The sequence below is a fragment of the Pseudomonas sp. URMO17WK12:I12 genome (assembly GCF_000514395.1).
GTDB lineage: Bacteria > Pseudomonadota > Gammaproteobacteria > Pseudomonadales > Pseudomonadaceae > Aquipseudomonas > Aquipseudomonas mucoides.
This window is the reverse complement of sequence record NZ_AZVV01000025.1, coordinates 1-17619: the sequence shown is the minus strand read 5'-3', so window position 1 is coordinate 17619 and position 17619 is coordinate 1. Positions and strand designations below refer to the sequence as shown.

Sequence of the window (17619 nt, the reverse complement as noted above, 5' to 3'; positions counted from 1 at the left end):
AAGACTACGACTATCCCGGCCGCTTCCTCGACCGCGAACGCGGCAAGCACCTGGCCAAACGCGCCCTCGAACGTCACCGCAGCGACTTCCAGCTCGCCGAAGGCAAAAGCGATCAACCGATACTGGTCAGCGGCCACTTCCTGGCCCTGACCGAGCACCCGAAAGCCAAATGGAACGACTTGTGGCTGCTGACCGAAATCCTCCACGAAGGCAAACAGCCGCAAGTGCTGGAAGAGTCGGTCACCAGCAGTACCACCAACCTGAAAGATGACTTCCATCAAGGTTATCGCAACCGCTTCCAGGCCACCCCGTGGGACGTGCCCAATCGCCCCGCGCTGACGCAAAAGAAACCGCGGATCCTCGGCAGCCAGAGCGCCGTGGTCACCGGGCCCAAAGGCGAAGAGATCCACTGCGACCAGTACGGCCGCGTCAAAGTGCAATTTCACTGGGACCGCGAAGGCCAGGCCGACGACAAGACCAGCTGCTGGCTGCGCGTCTCCTCTGCCTGGGCCGGCGCCCACTACGGCGGCATCGCCATCCCGCGCATCGGCATGGAAGTGCTCGTCACCTTCCTCGAAGGCGACCCCGACCAACCGCTGATCAGCGGCTGCCTGTACCACAAGGAAAACGTCGTCCCGTACCCACTGCCGGCGAACAAGACCCGCAGCACCTTCAAGACCCTGAGTTCCCCCGGTGGCGGCGGTTTCAACGAACTGCGCATCGAAGACAAAAAGGGCCAGGAACAAATCTTCCTGCACGCCCAGCGCGACTGGGACGAAAACGTCGAACACGACCAGAAAATCCGCGTCGGCAACGAACGCCACGACACCGTCGAGCAAAACAGCTACAGCGAATTCAAGGCCGAAGAACACCACACGGTTTATGCCGATCGCAAAGTCGAAGCCCGCGCCAACGACCACCTGACCGTGGGCGTGAATCAGCACATCAAGATTGGTACCGGGCAATTCATCGACGCGGGCCAGGAGATTCACCTGAGCAGTGGCCTGAAAGTGGTGCTGGAAGCCGGCAGTGAATTGACCCTGATTGGTGGCGGTAGCTTCATCAAGATCGACGGCAGCGGTGTGACGCTGAGCGGGCCGGTAATCAACATGAACTCCGGTGGCAGCCCGGGGAATGGCACGGGCGCAGCCCCCCTGTTGCCGGGGCCGTTGAAGCAGGCGGATGCGGATAAGGCTGGGCAGTTGTTGGTGCCGGCGCAGCGGCAGGCGTTGATGCAGAAGAAGCCAATCTGCGTGATCTGTGAGAATGCCAAACTGGAGGCACAAAATGCTTAAATCCAACTGGCCACTGGAGAACGGGTTACCACAAGGCCTTTCATGGAATGACACAGTCGGCTTGTTGCTGGATGGTGTCAGCGTCGAGAAACTTCCACAACATCTGTATCAATGGTCAGATAACCCGGTGTTCGAACCCCTCTACCTCGGTACACGTTGGGGGGAACTGGGTGATATTTCTCCGTGCCTCATCCAGATAAAAACGCAGAACGATCCGATCCTGCTGCAGTTTCTGAACGCCTCCCATCAAGAATGGGGTCATCTTGTGTTCAGCGATCAGCCATGGGACGAGATGCTTGCGCACTTCCGTTGGCTCACCAGCGTAATGCACCCGCAAGGTGAAGAAGTTCTATTGCGCATAGCCGACCCTGCCGTGACCCATGCGTTGCTCGCTCACGCGGATACCATCAAGGACCCGACCCTGTTCGGCCCTTGCACACAGATCGTCACCGCCGATGCGGCGCTGGGCTGTTGGCATGTAAACCAACGACCAGGCAAGGCCCCCGAGCCGAACGACAAAAAACTCTACCGCTTGAGCGACGAACAACTCAGCCAACTGGATGAGGTGAATTTTCGCAGCATCGTCCTTCGACTCGACGAACACATGCACGAATACTTCCCGTTCTACCAGGCGCAAGCAAAGCCTCTGCAACGCTGGGAACACCTGCATACATTGGCTTCGACTTCATATGATCGAGGCTTCAACACCGAACTCGACATAACCCTCTACGCCAATATTCACGGGTTCCTCGGTGAGAGAGCGCTGGAAGAACATCCAGACCTGGATGCAATACTCAAAACCCCTTCGGAACAAACGCCCGCTCAGCGACTCGAACGGGTCGCTGATATAGCCCAGGAACGGGCTGAAACCCTCAACAGGAGCCAAGGATGACCACGCCAACATCGGCCAACAAAAGCCCGAACAACGTCGCGAAAAGCCGAGACGACGGCAAGTGCGCCACGGGTGGCTGCGCCCTGATGAAGGCCAAAATTCAGCTCATCCCCCTGCGCTACGGTTTGGTCGAACGACTCGACCCGTCCAGCACACTAACGATGCCGTACAAAACCATCTCACGCCCACTAGGCATTCGCCTTATCCGTGATGGCTGGCTCTACGTAATCGTCGATAAGAAACCTCAAGCCGTAATGCACGAATACCGCGTCCAGAATGGCATCGTGACCCAACTGCTGTGGGAAAAAGGCGAGATTACCGCCAACAAACGCGAGAGCAATGTAGGCGAAGCCGTCTTGGTCTTCCCGCGTCTGAGCAACCTCTACGTCAACTACTCAGAAGTGCAATGGACCGCTGCAAAATGCGCACAGGTCATCAAACATAAATCTGAGCGCGAATACTTCATGCAGCCTGTCGACCTGACCAAGGCTGACCCCGAGAAAGGTGCTGCTAATCTACTGACTCCGAGCCAAGCGGAAAAATGGATTGCGGAAATTGCCGAGCAACCGAGTAAAGATCCGGCTGTCACAGGCGCCAAGCATGAAGAAAGCCAGGACTACCTATGGGAGCAGGCTTCGCACTTCAAAAAAGCTCAGTTAGGCATACTGAAAAAGCAGGTAAAGGCAGAAAATGAACGCGACCATCTGTATCTGGTCGTTCAGGATGACTTAGGCGTGCTTCGTGATCTAGCTGAGCATCAGGATTTAGTCACCGGTTGGATTAGTGATTGGAGTGATGCTGAGGCTAATCAGAAAAGGTATGTATTGGGTTGTTACATCGAATCGTTGTACACGGTTACCGGCGATAACATTCTTAATGCAGCCCAAGGTGACCCACGTTTTGCCCAACTCAAGGATGAGACCACTGAGGACCAGAGGCAAACCATCGTCGACTACGTCAATGTAAAAAATAAAACTCAGTATTCTGGTGTAGGGACGCATCGCGGGGCCATTGCAGCGGCAAAGTCGCGAATGCAATCAAGCCTTATGTCGCTCTACTCAAAGTACGAAAAACTGATCGATACTATTGAAGACAATGCGGATGACGCACTCAATGGTGCAAAAATGGGACAACAGGGCATCAATGATTTAATTGATCGCCCGGCTATGGAAGCGTTCATCAAACAACAACAAGCCCAACTCAGTCGCTGGAACCAGCGTCTGGATTTGATAAGCAAGGATCGGGCTAGTTTAGTAAGCGAGGAACGATTCCATCGATCAGCTTGGTATTTTGATCCGAAACTTGACGAACAACTAAATACGACTCTTGCTACTGAATATGCATGCATGAGGGATATTTGTCGAACCGATAAAGCGACTGAGCAACTCGCCGACCTGCTCGAGAAACAGCCAGGATTTTCCATACCAACTTTTTTCACTTTGAGTTTGGCTGATCAAAAAGATATGCATGCCAAAGTTACGTCATTCTATAAGTCCTTGCGCGACACTATTATGCTCAAGAAGGATTACGTAGGTGCACAAGAACTCAGCGGGAAATTTGGAAATCTACTCACTCAAAATTTGGCAGCCGCCATGCAGCTTAAGGAGAACGGAATTGTTCTCGGTCAGTTACGTGACACGGCATACGAGCCGGCGAAACAATTACGTCTCGCAGGAGCACTAGATGATGCGATGCAGGCCTTGCGTAGTGGTCAATCGTTAGACCCGGCAAAAGTATTGCGGGGGATCCCAGGATCGGCGTGGATAAATGTTTTGCGGGCCTTTGGTAAAGGAGGAATCACGCTGGAGTTTTCTTCGACCAGCCAAATCGATGCGTTCAAGGCAGACATCACCAAGCTGACGGACCTTCGCAAGCAAATGACATCACTCAAAAATCAGATTAGACAAACCCTTGCCAACGAACGTAAAGGCTCCGCACCCAAAGGAGGCTACAAAAATTTGGTGGCTCGCCGTAAAGCCATTCAACAATCTGTCGCGCCTCTAGAAGGGAGAGTTGCTCAGGCCATGAGTCCTGTCGGAGACGGTCCAGGAAAATCCGCTTTTAAGATCAAGGGACTTAACAGTGCCCAAGTGATTGAGTTTGAGAAAATGGCCGACGACTATCGGCTTAAGCGTCCATTTAAAGGGATCAAAAGTGCCGTTTTCTCATCTGCGGGAGGCGATTTGTTTGCTTCGGCAGCAGCGGTTTTACAGGTAATCAACTTTGTAACTGTCTATAGCGAGTTCGCCAACAAAAAGGACTCAGAACTTTCCGACAAGTTGTCTGTTGCAAATGCGCTTTTCTCAATGATTGGCGGGACTCTCGCAGCTGCGCAAGGCATTGTCATTACGGGGCTTTCCGTCGCTATTGAAAATTATGCAAGTGCCGCTGGAAAAATCAAACTGGCCGCAAAATTAGGGCGAATTACCGGAGCTCTGGGTCCTTTCGCCTACCTATTTAGCGCTATTGCCGCTGGAACCAGCTTATATGGTGAAAAGGGTTCAGCCGCCCGATGGACCGAAGCGTTACGATCAGGCAACGGCGCTAAATTAGCGGGCGCAAGCATGACTCTGGCCGGAGACTCCGGCCAATTAGCTGTCAATAGTTGGGCTACTGCTCGAACAATTCAATACACGTATGAAGCTATGTCTAGTGTTAGCCAGGCCCGCGCTCTTGCTTGGGTTACGACAGGTGGAAAACTACTAAGCGTCGCCGCACGTGCCAACTTGATCGGGCTGGTTCTTACAGGTCTCCAGCTAGGTGGAGAATGGCTATACAACCGAAATAATAAAACTGAACTTGATAAATGGCTGCTGAAAGGCCCCTGGGGGAAACAGAACGAAAATCGGAATTTGGCGGAGGAACGTCTAATATTATCCGACATTACATCCTCTCCGCAGGTAGCGTTAGAACAAGTAAACAGCAAGTCGATGGCTATCCTGCACTTTCCAGGAATAACTGCACAGGAACTAAACGACGTCAATTTCGGCCTCAGCGCTTACTGGCTTCAAAACTATCAGAGAAATGATTGGGAAGCCTGGAGCGAACCTCTGTTGTACCAACTTAATCTACTTAGCAAGCCGGACGCGCCTCTCAAACTCGGCTTAGAAATTTTCCAACATGAATCCAATGCACAACATGGTTTGGCTATCATCTTGAGGTATCACCCCGTTGCGGGGGATGTAGCTTTCCGAGAAAAACGCTTCGAAACCACGACCCTAAACGTGCAGAATGGCAAATTGCTTTCTGAGGTGTCCGTATTAAGGGCTCGCACCAACGATGCCCCTTGGCTATTGGTGACCAGCGATGCTCTATAGCCATCCTGCTCGCCTATTTTTTGGTTGATCGTATGTCCTCTAAACCCACACAGCAAGACGAATTAGACCTAAAACACCACCGTCCCACGGCAGGTGAAACACGTCGTTTTGCTACTGGCGAAGCGTTGTTTTTGTCACCCCGACCAGTTCCTACCGGTCAGATTCCAATGGATCTCGGTGGAAGCTTTCTTGATGTCAACGACGTCTATTTAGACATGGGCAGTAGTAACCAAAGCAAATCTTTTCAGACCCGAGTGGCTGTCTCGCTACCTATGGTAGTGATCATTGTATGCGCTATTATACTTCCTACTTTGATGGGTTTTACCGCATTCATTAATCCATTTGGAAGAAGTTTTTGGTTTTACTTTAGTGACTTTTTTGAGTTCGGACTTTCCCTTGCAGTTTGGGCTGGGGGTGGGGCGGCACTTATTGGCCTATACGCAGTTATCAACACAACACGAACCAAAGCTCGTACCCGTCCAATACGCTTTAACCGCCAACGCAGAGAGGTCTGTTACTTCCCTGACGGTTCCGATGAGCCTGTAATACAGCCTTGGGAAGAAACAGTTGCTTGGGTTTCGGTCAGTACTGGATTCACAGGGGCTGGAGTCATCAGCAGCTATACCTTAGGAATTGCTATCGACGATCCAAAAAGTGACAAAGTGCATTTTCTGACTCAAGAAATTATGACACCTGCTCATGGGTTAGGAAAATGGGAAGCTATCCGTCTTTATATGGAAAAAGGTCCGGAGTTTTGTCCCGGCAAGGCTTCATACGAAGGGCTTCATACCTTCGATAAAGAACGAGAGGAAATGCAAGAGGAATACCGTCACAACGAACGCTCCGCCCTAGGTATAGGTTGGTGGTATCTGACGCACCTTATCACTTGGTGGCGTTTTCCCTACTGGGTGGCTGAACGGGATCACCGCTACAGTATGAAGTCTCTACCTAGCTCCATTGCTGAATGGTCGAAAGAACTACCGATAGAGCAGTGGGCCAAACCAAGCACAGAGCTAAAGGAGCAAAGCGCGAAGATCGAAAAAGCCTTTGTTCAAGGCAGGGATTTTATGACGTACTTCAATGCCAACCTAAATGAAACCAAAGCAGAAAATTCAGCAAATAGCTGAACGCTGTCAAGCCCAAGAATCAGGTGGTCCGATGATTCTCAAATCAAGTTGTTCGACCCGAAGCAGCCCTTGATGGCTGTTTGTTCTCGTCATATGTTACGGGTATTCATGGAGGATTCTGACTGATGGCACGCGTGGGTTTGATACTGACACCCGGTTTTGCGGACTGGGAATACGCTTTCATTGCGGGTACGGCCTCCCCTTTTTACGGGATCGACGTTAGGTTTTTCGCTCCTGCTACGGGGGAGTTTCGTTCACAAGGTGGATTGGCTGTGACGGTCGACAGCAGCTTGCATCAATGTCTGGACTGGAAACCGGACGTTGTCGTCGTTATTGGAGGAATGGTCTGGGAAAGTGCAGAAGCGCCGGATATTCGAGACTTTCTTCATGCCAGCCGTTCAAGTGGAGCAACCCTTGCCGGTATCTGTGGAGGAACGCTGGCACTTGCGAGGGCCGGGCTTCTAGATACGGTTCCTCATACCTCGAACAGCGCTGACTTCTTACAGAATGCGGTCAGTTATCAAGGCTGCACGCTTTACCGAAGCAGCTTAATAGCGGTGATGGCGGATCGCATCATTACTGCTCCAGGCACCGCCCCCGTTAGCTTCACCTGCGCAGTGTTTGAAAGTGCCGGGCTATCTTCAGAGAGCATTTCCCAATTCAGGTCAATGTTGGCAGCGGAACATGCGTGATCGCGTCGTCCCGGCGCTGATTGGACGTCGATCACGTCAGCGTCACCAGGCCGACCCGGTCGAATCCTTGTTCCGCCAGACAGGTCATCAATGGGATTGCGAGCGCAACGGATTGCAAGTGTTCGCGGTAGACGGCGCATTGTTGCGCCCCCTTGATTCAACTGGCCTGAGAGAGCAACCCCACAATACTGCGGCATAGCCGGAGCACTGTGGGGTGAGTATGAAAGCGCCTACACCGTCCCGAAACCTTAAAAATTCCAACACTCAGCGATGAAATGAGAATGTCCAAAAAAAAAATCTATGCCAAAGAGTTCGACATCTGCGTATCGATGTCAGATTTAGTAACCTGGGAAGGTGACCAGAAGACTCCCAGCGCCGACCTGCAGGCGGTTTTTACCACCCTTGAAATCCCCGTCAACATTCTCGAACTCCACGAGTTGTATTTCGCCCACCTTTACAACGGCTACGGCGACGTGCATGTGTATCATGCTCAAAATAACGGAGGCAGTATTTTCGCAATCGACTTGTATCGAGAGCTCACGGACCAACAAGATTTGACAGGTCTGTTTCTGCGAATTGAAAGCCCCGCATTTGATCAGGCACTCGTCCATCTCAGGTCATTCTTTGACAACGCCAGCTGCCAAGCTGCATTTGACCAGGCAAGCTACTCTAGGCGACTTCGCGAAACGCTTGACGAAAGCAGATACCCTCGACTGGTCGAAGTAGATCACGACTTCATACAGCAGCATTTCACTCATCGGTGACGCTAGCCAACCAGACACTGCACAATTGCGATTCAACGTTGGCGTTTAGCAATTGCGCCAATACTGTGGTCACTTGCCGATCTCCTCCTTGCGACCAAAGAATGCGATCACCTGGTTCACCATGCTTCGAACGGATTGGGCCTCTCTACACCATACTGTTGCGGCCAAATCCATCCCCACTGTACCTGCTTCTGCCTAACTACTACCGGTTAGCATCACTCCTCACCCAAGGAGGTATTGCTCTATGCCGGACACCACTAACCTCTACCTGTTCATTGCTGCCGCCTTGATGTTGCTGATCGTGCCTGGCCCTAACATGGCTATCGTCAGTAGCCATGCAGTTGCCCACGGATGGCGCGCCGGCCTCGCCGCAGCACTGGGAATAACCCTGGCCGATGTGCTGATGAGCGTCATGGTTAGTGCAGGTCTCGGTGCGCTGGTGATGAGTTGGGCGCCGGCGTTTGATTTGCTACGGTGGGCGGGCGCTTGTTATCTGATGTGGCTGGCCTGGCAGGCATTGAAGATTCCTCCTACGGACACTGATGTTCTAGCTACACAAACTTCGCTTCGGAAGATCGTGGCCCGCGCCACGCTTAACAGCCTGTTAAACCCCAAGGCGCTGTTGTTCTTCATGGTATTCCTGCCGCAGTTCGTCACCGTAGGTGCCAGCAGCGTCACCTCGCAATTGATGTTCTTGGGTTTATTGCTTGCGCTGATCGCATTGATCTTCCATTCCCTACTCGGGTTCTGCGCTGGACGGCTGCATGGGCGCCTCAGCAAAGGAATAATATCTAAACGCCTTGGTGCTTATGGTTTCGCTGCGGTAATGACAGCTCTGGCGGCACGTTTACTTGTGCTTAACCGGCCGCTTTAAAGGGTCGAGGCGCACCGATTTAGCAAATACCTTCCTTGCCGATCCGCACCGTCGAATACCGTGACCTAGACGTGACATCCGCTTTGGGCCGGTTGCTGCCCTTCGCGACAGGCAAAAACCGGCCAATAGCTGACCTTGCAGATCGGCTGCCAGAAAGCCACTTTTCCACTGCTATGCTAACAACGTCTGTTTCTACGCCAGAGACGAGCAGCATGGCATCACAAGGCATTTTTTATTCATTGCACATCGTCAGAGGAACGCCCCGCGATGCGACACTCACTTAAACATTCGAGACTTCGTTTTGGCTTTTTGCTGACTGTTATCTCAATGGGGCTGACCGCTTGTTCCAGTAACGACAATATCAATACACCTGCCAAAGCCATTGCTCGACCACCGATCGATGATAGCGAGACGTCTTCTGTACGTGTCACTACCAGCTGGATACAACACTCGCTTAGTCAAGCTGAATGCCTGAAGCACGCTCAATCAGCGCTTACAAAAGCGAGATATTTTGTTGATGCCGGAGACAGGTCCGTTTTTGGGTTTCGTCAAGGGATGACTTTTTCGATCCGCTGCGACTACGAAGGCGTTGCATTTTTAGCAGTGGCTTATCGTCATAGACCCAGTGTTGAAACGCAGGATCGGATCTTGAATGAAATAACCAGGTTATTTTAAGGACTAGTGACAGGCAGCAAACGGCCAACACCAACAGCCTTCCGATTTTGAAGCTATGGTAGATACCGGTTCAAACTTTCCGCAGTCATGAGCCATGCCTGCCGGGAGCCAATTGAGCATTAGGTGAAATCAAATATTCATCGGCAAGGGAATATTCGTGAAAAATTTGAAATTGATGCTGGTTATTATTTGCGCTGTTGTCGCGGGCTGTAATGCAAGCGAGGAGCAAAATGCAAAGCTCAAGTGCAAGTACAGCCGTGTTACCACCGTGGAGAAAGCAGGCACCAAGACTACGGTTGAGGAGTGTCTACCAGACCCCGCTGAAGCGCTTGCGTTGCTTGAACAGGAAAAAGTCAAAAAGGAGAAGTCACTTCAGGACATCGAACCTGAACATGTTTGCGTGGCAGAAATTAACGGGGTAACACAAATATTGCCGCTGGCCGACTGTGAAAAATAAGCACCTCCAGCAGGGAAAGAACAGAGTGCCGCTTACAGCCAACTTTCAACCTCTTACGCAGCGTCGTAACAAACAAGACCACTAGCCGTTCAGTGTTATCGCACGACCGCCCTCTTCATCCCTTTATTGTGAGCGGGGCGTCAAGATAGCCAACGCAGCCGCCACGATGAAGAGCGCCGGCACGTCACCTGCCAAGTGCCCCATTTGCTCCGGCTGGGTGAACGCCTGGACGGCCATGATTCCTCCGTGTACGGCGCTAGACCACACGGTGAACCAGATTAGGCTCAGATTGGCTAATGGATCACGTGCGGCCAGGATCAGGAACACGCCAAGTGTGGCGTAGATGCCAACGATCATCATCGGGTAGTCCGAGTGACCGACGTGCCAGGCCCAGCCGGACGGCCAGAACAACATAAGTGGGTAGAGAGCAAGGCACGCGAGGCCCGCCAAAACTAGAACGACGCGCAAATACCTGAGGCTATCGACTACGGTCATGACGAACTCCTCTTTGGGCCTAACGCTAAATTGCCCCCAAGTGGCGTGATAACACCTTCACAGGCTTGGTGGATAACATTCCTTTTTCTGTCGTCTAGCCTCGACTAGGCCGGGCATTGTGACAGTCGGGTGTCTGCTGAAGGGGTTTATACCCCATGGACGGAAAGCTCAATCAGTTCCGGCAGTTGAGCAAGCATAGCTACTCGTTTGCTATCGCTCCGTCCACCGGCTGCTTCTGGCTGAAAGCCGCTCCGTCAAACAATCTGAATCTATCCCTTACACAAAACCACCCTCCACAAAAAAGCCCACTGACCGTCTCCGGTTCAGTGGGCTTTTGACAAGGCCTCTACTTACAAAGCCATATCACTAGCAGCATTAGCCTTCGGAGCTTTTGGCGCGTCACCAGGAGCAGCAACCGGAGCCGCCAACTGCGGGATCACCGGTGGCGGAGTCAGTTCCAACACCTTGGAAGTGTAAGCCCACTCCTGCGCAACCTTCTCAGGACTGCCGTTCAACTGAGTGCCATAGCTCGGCACGATCTGGTGCAGCTTCTCCTGCCAGGCCGGCGAAGCCACTTTGTCTTTGAACACTTTCTGCAGCACGGTCAGCATGATCGGCGCAGCCGTCGATGCACCCGGCGATGCGCCCAGCAGACCGGCAATCGAGCCGTCGGCAGAGGACACAATTTCGGTACCCAGCTTCAGCACGCCACCAGCGGTTTCATCACGCTTGATGATTTGCACGCGCTGGCCGGCTTGCCACAGGCGCCAGTCTTCGGCTTTGGCGTTCGGGAAGTATTCTTTCAGGGCGTTCATGCGGTCTTCGTCAGACAGCATCAGTTGGCCTGCAAGGTACTCAACCAGTGGGTATTCCTTGATGCCGACCTTGGTCATTGGCCACACGTTGTGCGTGGTCGTGGTGGTCAGCAGGTCCAGGTACGAGCCTTCTTTCAGGAACTTGGTGCTGAAGGTCGCGAATGGGCCAAACAGGATGACGCGCTTGCCGTCCAGGACACGGGTGTCCAGGTGCGGCACCGACATTGGCGGTGCGCCGACGGAGGCTTTGCCGTAGGCCTTGGCCAGGTGTTGTTCGGCGATGGTCGGGTTTTCGGTCACGAGGAACGAGCCGCCGACCGGGAAGCCTGCGTATTCCTGGGCTTCAGGAATGCCGGACTTCTGCAGCAGGTGCAGTGCACCGCCACCAGCGCCGATGAACACGAACTTGGCGTCGGTTTCGGATTTGGTGCCGTCTTTCAGGTTTTTGTAGCTGACGCGCCAGGTGCCGTCTTCGTTCTTGGTGATGTCTTGCACTTCGCTAGACAACTTCAAGTCGAACTTTGGCGTGGTTTGCAGGTGCGCGACGAACTGGCGGGTGATCTCGCCAAAGTTCACGTCGGTGCCGATCGGGGTCCAGGTGGCCGCGATTTTCTGGTTCGGGTCGCGCCCTTCCATCATCAGCGGAACCCACTTCTTGATCACAGCCGGGTCTTCGGAGTACTGCATGCCGGCGAACAGCGGGCTCGCTTGCAGGGCTTCGTAGCGCTTCTTCAGGAATTTGATGTTGTCATCGCCCCACACAAAGCTCATGTGCGGCGTGGAGTTGATGAACGAATGCGGATTTTTCAGCACGCCTTGCTGAACTTGCCAGGACCAGAACTGACGGGAGATCTGGAACGCTTCGTTGATTTCAACGGCTTTCGGGATCTGTACGTTGCCTTTGTCGTCTTCCGGGGTGTAGTTCAACTCGGCCAGGGCGGAGTGACCGGTACCGGCGTTGTTCCAGCCGTTGGAGCTTTCGAGGGCAACGCCGTCGAGACGCTCGATCATTTCCATCGAGGTGCCGGGTTCCAGCTCATTGAGCCACACACCCAACGTTGCGCTCATGATGCCGCCGCCAATCAGCAGCACATCGACTTTCTTTGCCTCTTCCGCTTGAACGGACGTGATCCCCATCGACAAAGCCAGCCCCAGCAGGGCCGTGTTCATTTTTTTAAACATCTGTAGCACCTATGATAAAACGCCATCCGCCCTTCCATCTTCACATCAAAAACCCCTGGTTCACGGCATACAGGCAGGATGTCGTGGGTGTTCATGCATGAGGATTGGAGGGTGGGCACACAAGGCCGATGTGTCTCCATCGACCTCAGTTATATGTCCCTACTGAACTGACTTTTTATCATTATTGGCTTCAGCTACTTGAGCGACATTGATCCTGTTTGCGCGTCTGCGAGACGGGCAAACTGATTAGGTCAAACCAAGTTGGCGCGCAGAATATCACGGCTCGGCGACCGTGCGCTCCCGAAAGGACTTGTGAGTCTAGTCCAGACGAGGCTCGTTCGCCGCGTTCTGGCCCAAACGATTCAGCACAAACACCTTGGCGTTGCGGGTCATTTGGTCCAGATGCCGGTCGCGCTGCTTCTCGGCATCGATCATTGCGCGCTTGCCGTGCTTCTGCAGCAAGTAGTGATGGATCTGCCGAACTTCCAGAGAACTGTAGATCGACGCCACATCCAGCAGCCCCATCAAGCCTTCGCTGCTGTGGTCGCGAGTGTTCATCAGCACTTGCGTAGCGCGCACGCCCAGCACCTGAAAACCCATCGATTCGAACCACGGCACCTTGGCCACGGCGCAGGTCAATTCGGCGTGCGGGTAACGCTTGATCATGTCTTGCAGCATGGCGCGCGCGACACCTTGGCGACGATGGCCGACGTCGACCGCCATGTAGGCCACGCCACACGCCTGCGGATCGTCCTTGATCGGCAGGTACAGCAAAAAGCCGATGACCTTCGTCGGGTCTTCGTCGTCGCTGGCGACGATCAACTCGACCGCAATCCCCTTGGACCCGTCGAGCGCTTCCAGGTACAGGTGCACTTCGAAGCCGACCGTGTATTGGTAGACGTTGTACAGCGGGTTGCTCGGGCCGATGCCGACCATGCTGATGTCGGTCAGGTTATCGACGACCAGTTGCAGGATCTGGCTGTTGATGTGCTCCGGGCACGGGGCTGCGAAGTGGGTGAGTTGGGGCATTGAAATTCTGACTCCGGGAAAAGACTTACTGGGCATCGGCCAGGCTATTGTCACAGATTGAGCGCCACGCGGCTTGCGCCAGCAGTTCGCGGTAGGCCTTGGGACTGCCCTTCACTCTCCCCGACAACCACGCGCGGCAGTAACTGTCGGCCTGGCCGATGATCAGTGACAGCAACAGTTCACCCGGCACCGCGCGCAATTCATCGCGCCGGCCGGGCGCTGCCAGCCATTCGCCGAGTGTGTGATTACGGGTTTTGTTGCGGCTCGCGAGCTCGTCCTTGAACGGGCCTTTGGTGATGGCGAACCGTGCGTGGTACTGGAACCGCGCCCATTCAGGCTGGCTGTCGACCCAGTCGACGTAGCTGTGCACCAGCGCATGCACGCCCTCCTCGGTCGTCTGCGCTTCGGCCAGGTAGCGGTCGCGAAGCTGGGCCTGATCGTCCAGCGCGGTGAAAAACAGCGCCGCCACCAAGCCTTCCTTGTTGCCGAAATGGTGGTAGATCGCGCCGACGCTGGTGTCGCACTCGGCGCGGATCATTTCGATGGTCGTGGCTTCGACCCCCAGGTCGTTAAACAGGGCCAGGGCCTTTCTGAAGATATCGCGCTTGAGTTCGGCTCTTCTGCCGGGGTAGCAGCGTTCGAGTAAATCTGGAGTTTCCATGCGGGACACAGGCCGAGTAAATCCATGACAAGGCAGAGCACTGCCCATGAGTAAGCACCGTTAGGTTGACAGATTTCACCGCGACAGAATACTGTTCCGTCACAGAACATTATTCTGTTACGGAACATCGTTCTGTAAAACCAACTGTCAGTGAGGCTTCAACATGAGTCAGTTTCTCAGCATGTTTAACAGCGCAGGTCCGGAAGCGTTCAGCAAAATGGCCTGTCAGGTGGCGCCCTACTTCAGCACCATCAACCCGCTGATCTCGGAATTGCGCCCGGGGTATGCCGCGGTCCAGGTGCCGTTCAAGCGGGAGATCACCAACCACCTGGGCAGCGTGCATGCGATTGCGATGTGCAACGCCGCCGAACTGGCCGCGGGGACAATGACTGACGTGTCGATCCCCTCGGGTGCGCGCTGGATTCCAAAAGGCATGACTGTGGAGTATCTGGCCAAGGCCAAGAGCGACGTGACGGCAGTGGCCGACGGTGAAGCGGTGGACTGGCAGACCGAAGGCGACAAGATCGTCCCGGTGGATATTCATGACGCCGAAGGCAAGAAGGTGTTTACGGCGCGGATCACGATGAATGTGAAACTGGCCTGAGCCCGACCATCACGGTCACCTCAGCGTTCGGCAAGTCGGTCACCGCACCGATAGCCGCGCACTAAAGCGTTATCGAGGGCGCCCGGTCTGCTCATTGCGGACCGGGCGCCTGTCGATTACGGACCGATTCGTCCAGAGAGTGCGGATCGTTGGCCTGTTTTTCTGCTTTCACCACTGCCCTAAGGTGGCGCCCAGACACTTACTGGAGGTCACCATGAATCACCCAACCCTGCTTTCCCCGATCAACATCGGTCAACACAGCCTCACCCACCGCGTCGTCATGGCGCCATTGACCCGCATGCGTTCCGAGCCCGGCGACCTGCCCGGCGCCTTGATGGCCGAGTACTACTCGCAACGGGCCACTGACGGCGGCTTGATCATTTCCGAAGCCACCGTGGTCTCGACTACCGGCAACGGCTACCTCGGTTCGCCCGGCCTGTATAACGACGCACAGATCCCTGGCTGGAAAGTCATCACCGAAGCGGTTCACGCCAAGGGCGGCAAGATCTTCCTGCAACTGTTCCATGCCGGTCGCCAGTCCCACAGCGACATGCAGCCTGATGGCGCGCAACCGGTCGCCCCGTCGGCCGTCGAATACGATGGCGTCGCCTACACCGCCAGCGGCTGGGTTGCCAGCACACCCCACCGCGCACTGACTGAAGCGGAAGTGGTGGCACTGGTCGAAGATTTCCGCAGCGCTGCACAACGCGGGCTGGAAGCCGGTTTTGACGGCGTGGAAGTCCATGGCGCCAACGGCTACCTGATTGACCAGTTCCTGCAGGACGGCAGCAACCGTCGCACTGACGCCTACGGCGGCACCATCGCCAAGCGCTCGCGTTTCCTGATGGACATCACCCGTGCCGTGATTTCGGTGTGGGGCAGCGAGCGCGTTGCGGTCCGCCTGGGCCCAAGCGGCAACTTCGGCGACATGAAAGACAGCGATCCTGAAGCGCTGTTCGTCTACGTCGCCGAACAATTGGCCACGCTGAAACTGGCCTACCTGCACCTGATCGAACCACGGGTGTTGGGTAACTCGATCGATGAGAGCAAGGACCAGAACCCGGTGGCTTCACAGTTGATTCGCAAGCACTACGACGGCCTGATCATCGCCGCCGGTGGCTTCACCGCCGCATCGGCCGAGCAGATTCTGCAAGCGGGTGATGCCGACCTCGTGGCATTCGGTCGCGACTTCATCGCCAACCCGGACTTGCCGGAACGTATTCGCCATGATCGGCCGTTGAATGCTTACGACCGCGACACGTTCTACGGTGGTACTGAGGTTGGGTTTACTGACTACCCGTTCTACCAACAAAGCGCCTGAACTTTGCGCTGAATGTAAGACCGCCATTGCTCGCTCCCACATTTGATCTCCGTCGGACACAAAATGAGTGTTCACCGTAGATCAAATGCAGGAGTGAGCCTGCTCGCGATTAGCCGCACCTCCGTTCCCGAGACTTCCCTTCCCAATTCCGCCGCCCGCCTCTACTCTGCCTTGACCCTCTCCCAGCACCGAGCACACCTCAAATGATGGACAGCCTCAGCGGCATCACGGCCTTCATTCATGTGGCCGAAACCCGCAGCTTTACCGAAGCCGGTCGCCTGCTGGAGATTTCCTCCTCCGCCGTCGGCAAAAGCGTGGCGCGCATGGAGGAGCGCCTGGGCGTGCGGCTGTTTCATCGCAGCACCCGCAGCGTCACCCTGACCACCGAAGGCGAACTGTTTCTGGACCGTTGCAAACGCATCCTCAGTGAAGTGGAAGCGGCGGAAATGGAGTTGCTGGAGTTGTCCGCCACCCCGCGCGGCAAGGTGCGCATCAGCGTGCCGATCCAGAACGTGTTGATCATGCCGGTGCTGGCCGGGTTCATGCGTGCCTACCCGGACATCGAGCTGGACGTGGACATGTCCGACCGCATGGTGGACGTGATCGAGGAAGGGTTCGACGCGGTGATCCGCACGGGCGCGCCGCAGGATTCGCGGCTGATGGCGCGCAAGTTGGGGGGTTATCAATTGCAGTTGGTGGCGTCGCCAGCGTATCTGGAGCGCCATGGCGACCCGGTGCACCCGGACGATTTGATCCGCCACGTGTGCCTGCTGCACAAATTTCCGGCTACCGGGATGATCGAGCGTTGGCCACTGCGCGTCGGCGATACGCACATCGAGCCGAACCTGGCGCGGGCATTGACCTGCACCACGATGGACCCGCTGACGTACCTGGCGATTGATGGGGTGGGGATTGCCTGCCTGCCGGATTTTTCAATCCGTCAGCCGTTGGCCGACGGCAGGCTGAAGGTGGTGCTGGAGGACTACACCGACCACACCGGCAACCTGTGGATGCTCTGGCCTGCGTCGAAGCAGACGGCACCGAGGTTGCGAGTGTTGATCGACTACTTCAAGGACAACATTCTCAAAGCCTGAAATCAGCGTTGCAGCGCCTCGGCAATCGGCGCTTTGCCGAGACCGAAACTGAGCATCACCGCCAAACCGAGCACACCGATGGCGGCGCCCAGCCACAACGCTGAAGACACGCCGGCGTGATCAACCATCAAGCCGCCAAACAGCGAACCCGAAGCAATCGCCACCTGAAACGTGGTCACCAACATCGCGGAACTGGCTTCCGGCAATTGCGGCGACGTCAGTTGCATCCAACTGCTCACGCCCAGAGGAATTGCGCCGTAGGCAACACCCCACACCAACACCGCCAACGTCACGCCCCAATCCTGCAACCCGGGCAATGCCAATT

The 17619-nt window shown here is 55.0% G+C and carries 16 protein-coding genes and 2 pseudogenes; 13 read left to right on the top strand and 5 right to left on the bottom strand.

Features of this window, described 5'->3' with window-relative positions; all coding sequences use genetic code 11:
• The 10 genes and pseudogenes from tssI to D882_RS0126730 form a co-directional block, all read left to right on the top strand.
• Positions 1-1295: type VI secretion system tip protein TssI/VgrG (tssI, locus tag D882_RS01000000131465; RefSeq protein WP_032833690.1), on the top strand; the 1295-nt coding region annotated here is incomplete at its 5' end.
• Positions 1288-2187, top strand: coding sequence for a DUF4123 domain-containing protein (locus tag D882_RS0126760; protein ID WP_027926085.1), 900 nt, complete (start codon positions 1288-1290; stop codon positions 2185-2187). The genes tssI and D882_RS0126760, both read left to right, overlap by 8 nt.
• The gene (locus tag D882_RS0126755) at positions 2184-5504 is read left to right on the top strand and encodes a toxin VasX (RefSeq protein WP_027926084.1); all 3321 of its coding nucleotides are present in this window, start codon (positions 2184-2186) and stop codon (positions 5502-5504) included. Before D882_RS0126760 ends, D882_RS0126755 begins: the two co-directional genes overlap by 4 nt.
• On the top strand, positions 5474-6631 hold the full coding sequence (locus D882_RS0126750; RefSeq protein WP_371258964.1) for a DUF6708 domain-containing protein: 1158 nt from the start codon (positions 5474-5476) through the stop codon (positions 6629-6631). The genes D882_RS0126755 and D882_RS0126750 overlap by 31 nt, the downstream gene beginning before the upstream one ends.
• A gap of 125 nt (positions 6632-6756) precedes the next feature.
• Positions 6757-7323: a DJ-1/PfpI family protein gene (locus D882_RS0126745; protein ID WP_027926082.1), complete on the top strand. Its 567-nt coding sequence runs from the start codon at positions 6757-6759 to the stop codon at positions 7321-7323.
• Positions 7301-7498: pseudogene (locus D882_RS1000000132385) on the top strand (IS4 family transposase); the annotation flags it as partial. The gene D882_RS0126745 and the pseudogene D882_RS1000000132385, both read left to right, overlap by 23 nt.
• A 106-nt stretch (positions 7499-7604) precedes the next feature.
• Positions 7605-8087 (top strand): hypothetical protein, encoded by a 483-nt coding sequence (locus D882_RS0126740; protein ID WP_027926081.1) that lies wholly within the window; start codon positions 7605-7607, stop codon positions 8085-8087.
• Between the two features lie 244 nt (positions 8088-8331).
• Positions 8332-8961 carry a LysE family translocator gene (locus D882_RS0126735; RefSeq protein ID WP_027926080.1) on the top strand — a complete coding sequence of 210 codons (630 nt, stop codon included), beginning with the start codon at positions 8332-8334 and terminating at the stop codon, positions 8959-8961.
• A gap of 267 nt (positions 8962-9228) precedes the next feature.
• Positions 9229-9636 (top strand): hypothetical protein, encoded by a 408-nt coding sequence (locus tag D882_RS1000000132775; protein WP_155953754.1) that lies wholly within the window; start codon positions 9229-9231, stop codon positions 9634-9636.
• 157 nt (positions 9637-9793) lie between these two features.
• The gene (locus D882_RS0126730) at positions 9794-10093 is read left to right on the top strand and encodes a hypothetical protein (RefSeq protein WP_027926079.1); all 300 of its coding nucleotides are present in this window, start codon (positions 9794-9796) and stop codon (positions 10091-10093) included.
• Positions 10094-10216: 123 nt separating this feature from the next.
• Here the strand turns inward: D882_RS0126730 and D882_RS0126725 are convergent, their stop codons facing one another.
• The 4 genes from D882_RS0126725 to D882_RS0126710 form a co-directional block, all read right to left on the bottom strand.
• A complete protein-coding gene (locus D882_RS0126725; protein WP_027926078.1) occupies positions 10217-10588 on the bottom strand; it encodes a DUF6632 domain-containing protein in 372 nt (123 codons plus the stop codon).
• A 350-nt stretch (positions 10589-10938) separates the two neighbouring features.
• The gene (mqo, locus tag D882_RS0126720; RefSeq protein WP_027926077.1) at positions 10939-12585 is read right to left on the bottom strand and encodes a malate dehydrogenase (quinone); all 1647 of its coding nucleotides are present in this window, start codon (positions 12583-12585) and stop codon (positions 10939-10941) included.
• Positions 12586-12903: 318 nt separating this feature from the next.
• Positions 12904-13614, bottom strand: coding sequence for a GNAT family N-acetyltransferase (locus D882_RS0126715; protein ID WP_027926076.1), 711 nt, complete (start codon positions 13612-13614; stop codon positions 12904-12906).
• A 25-nt stretch (positions 13615-13639) separates the two neighbouring features.
• Positions 13640-14275, bottom strand: a complete 636-nt coding sequence (locus D882_RS0126710; RefSeq protein WP_027926075.1) for a TetR/AcrR family transcriptional regulator — start codon at positions 14273-14275, stop codon at positions 13640-13642.
• A 163-nt stretch (positions 14276-14438) separates the two neighbouring features.
• Here D882_RS0126710 and D882_RS0126705 point away from each other — a divergent pair, with 163 nt between their 5' ends.
• From D882_RS0126705 to D882_RS0126695, 3 genes are all read left to right on the top strand, one after another.
• Positions 14439-14879: a hotdog fold domain-containing protein gene (locus D882_RS0126705; RefSeq protein WP_027926074.1), complete on the top strand. Its 441-nt coding sequence runs from the start codon at positions 14439-14441 to the stop codon at positions 14877-14879.
• Positions 14880-15093: 214 nt separating this feature from the next.
• Positions 15094-16200 carry an alkene reductase gene (locus tag D882_RS0126700; RefSeq protein ID WP_027926073.1) on the top strand — a complete coding sequence of 369 codons (1107 nt, stop codon included), beginning with the start codon at positions 15094-15096 and terminating at the stop codon, positions 16198-16200.
• 206 nt (positions 16201-16406) lie between these two features.
• Positions 16407-17294, top strand: coding sequence for a LysR family transcriptional regulator (locus tag D882_RS0126695; protein ID WP_027926072.1), 888 nt, complete (start codon positions 16407-16409; stop codon positions 17292-17294).
• Positions 17295-17296: 2 nt separating this feature from the next.
• Here the strand turns inward: D882_RS0126695 and D882_RS1000000132950 are convergent.
• A pseudogene (locus D882_RS1000000132950) lies at positions 17297-17619 on the bottom strand (MFS transporter); the annotation flags it as partial.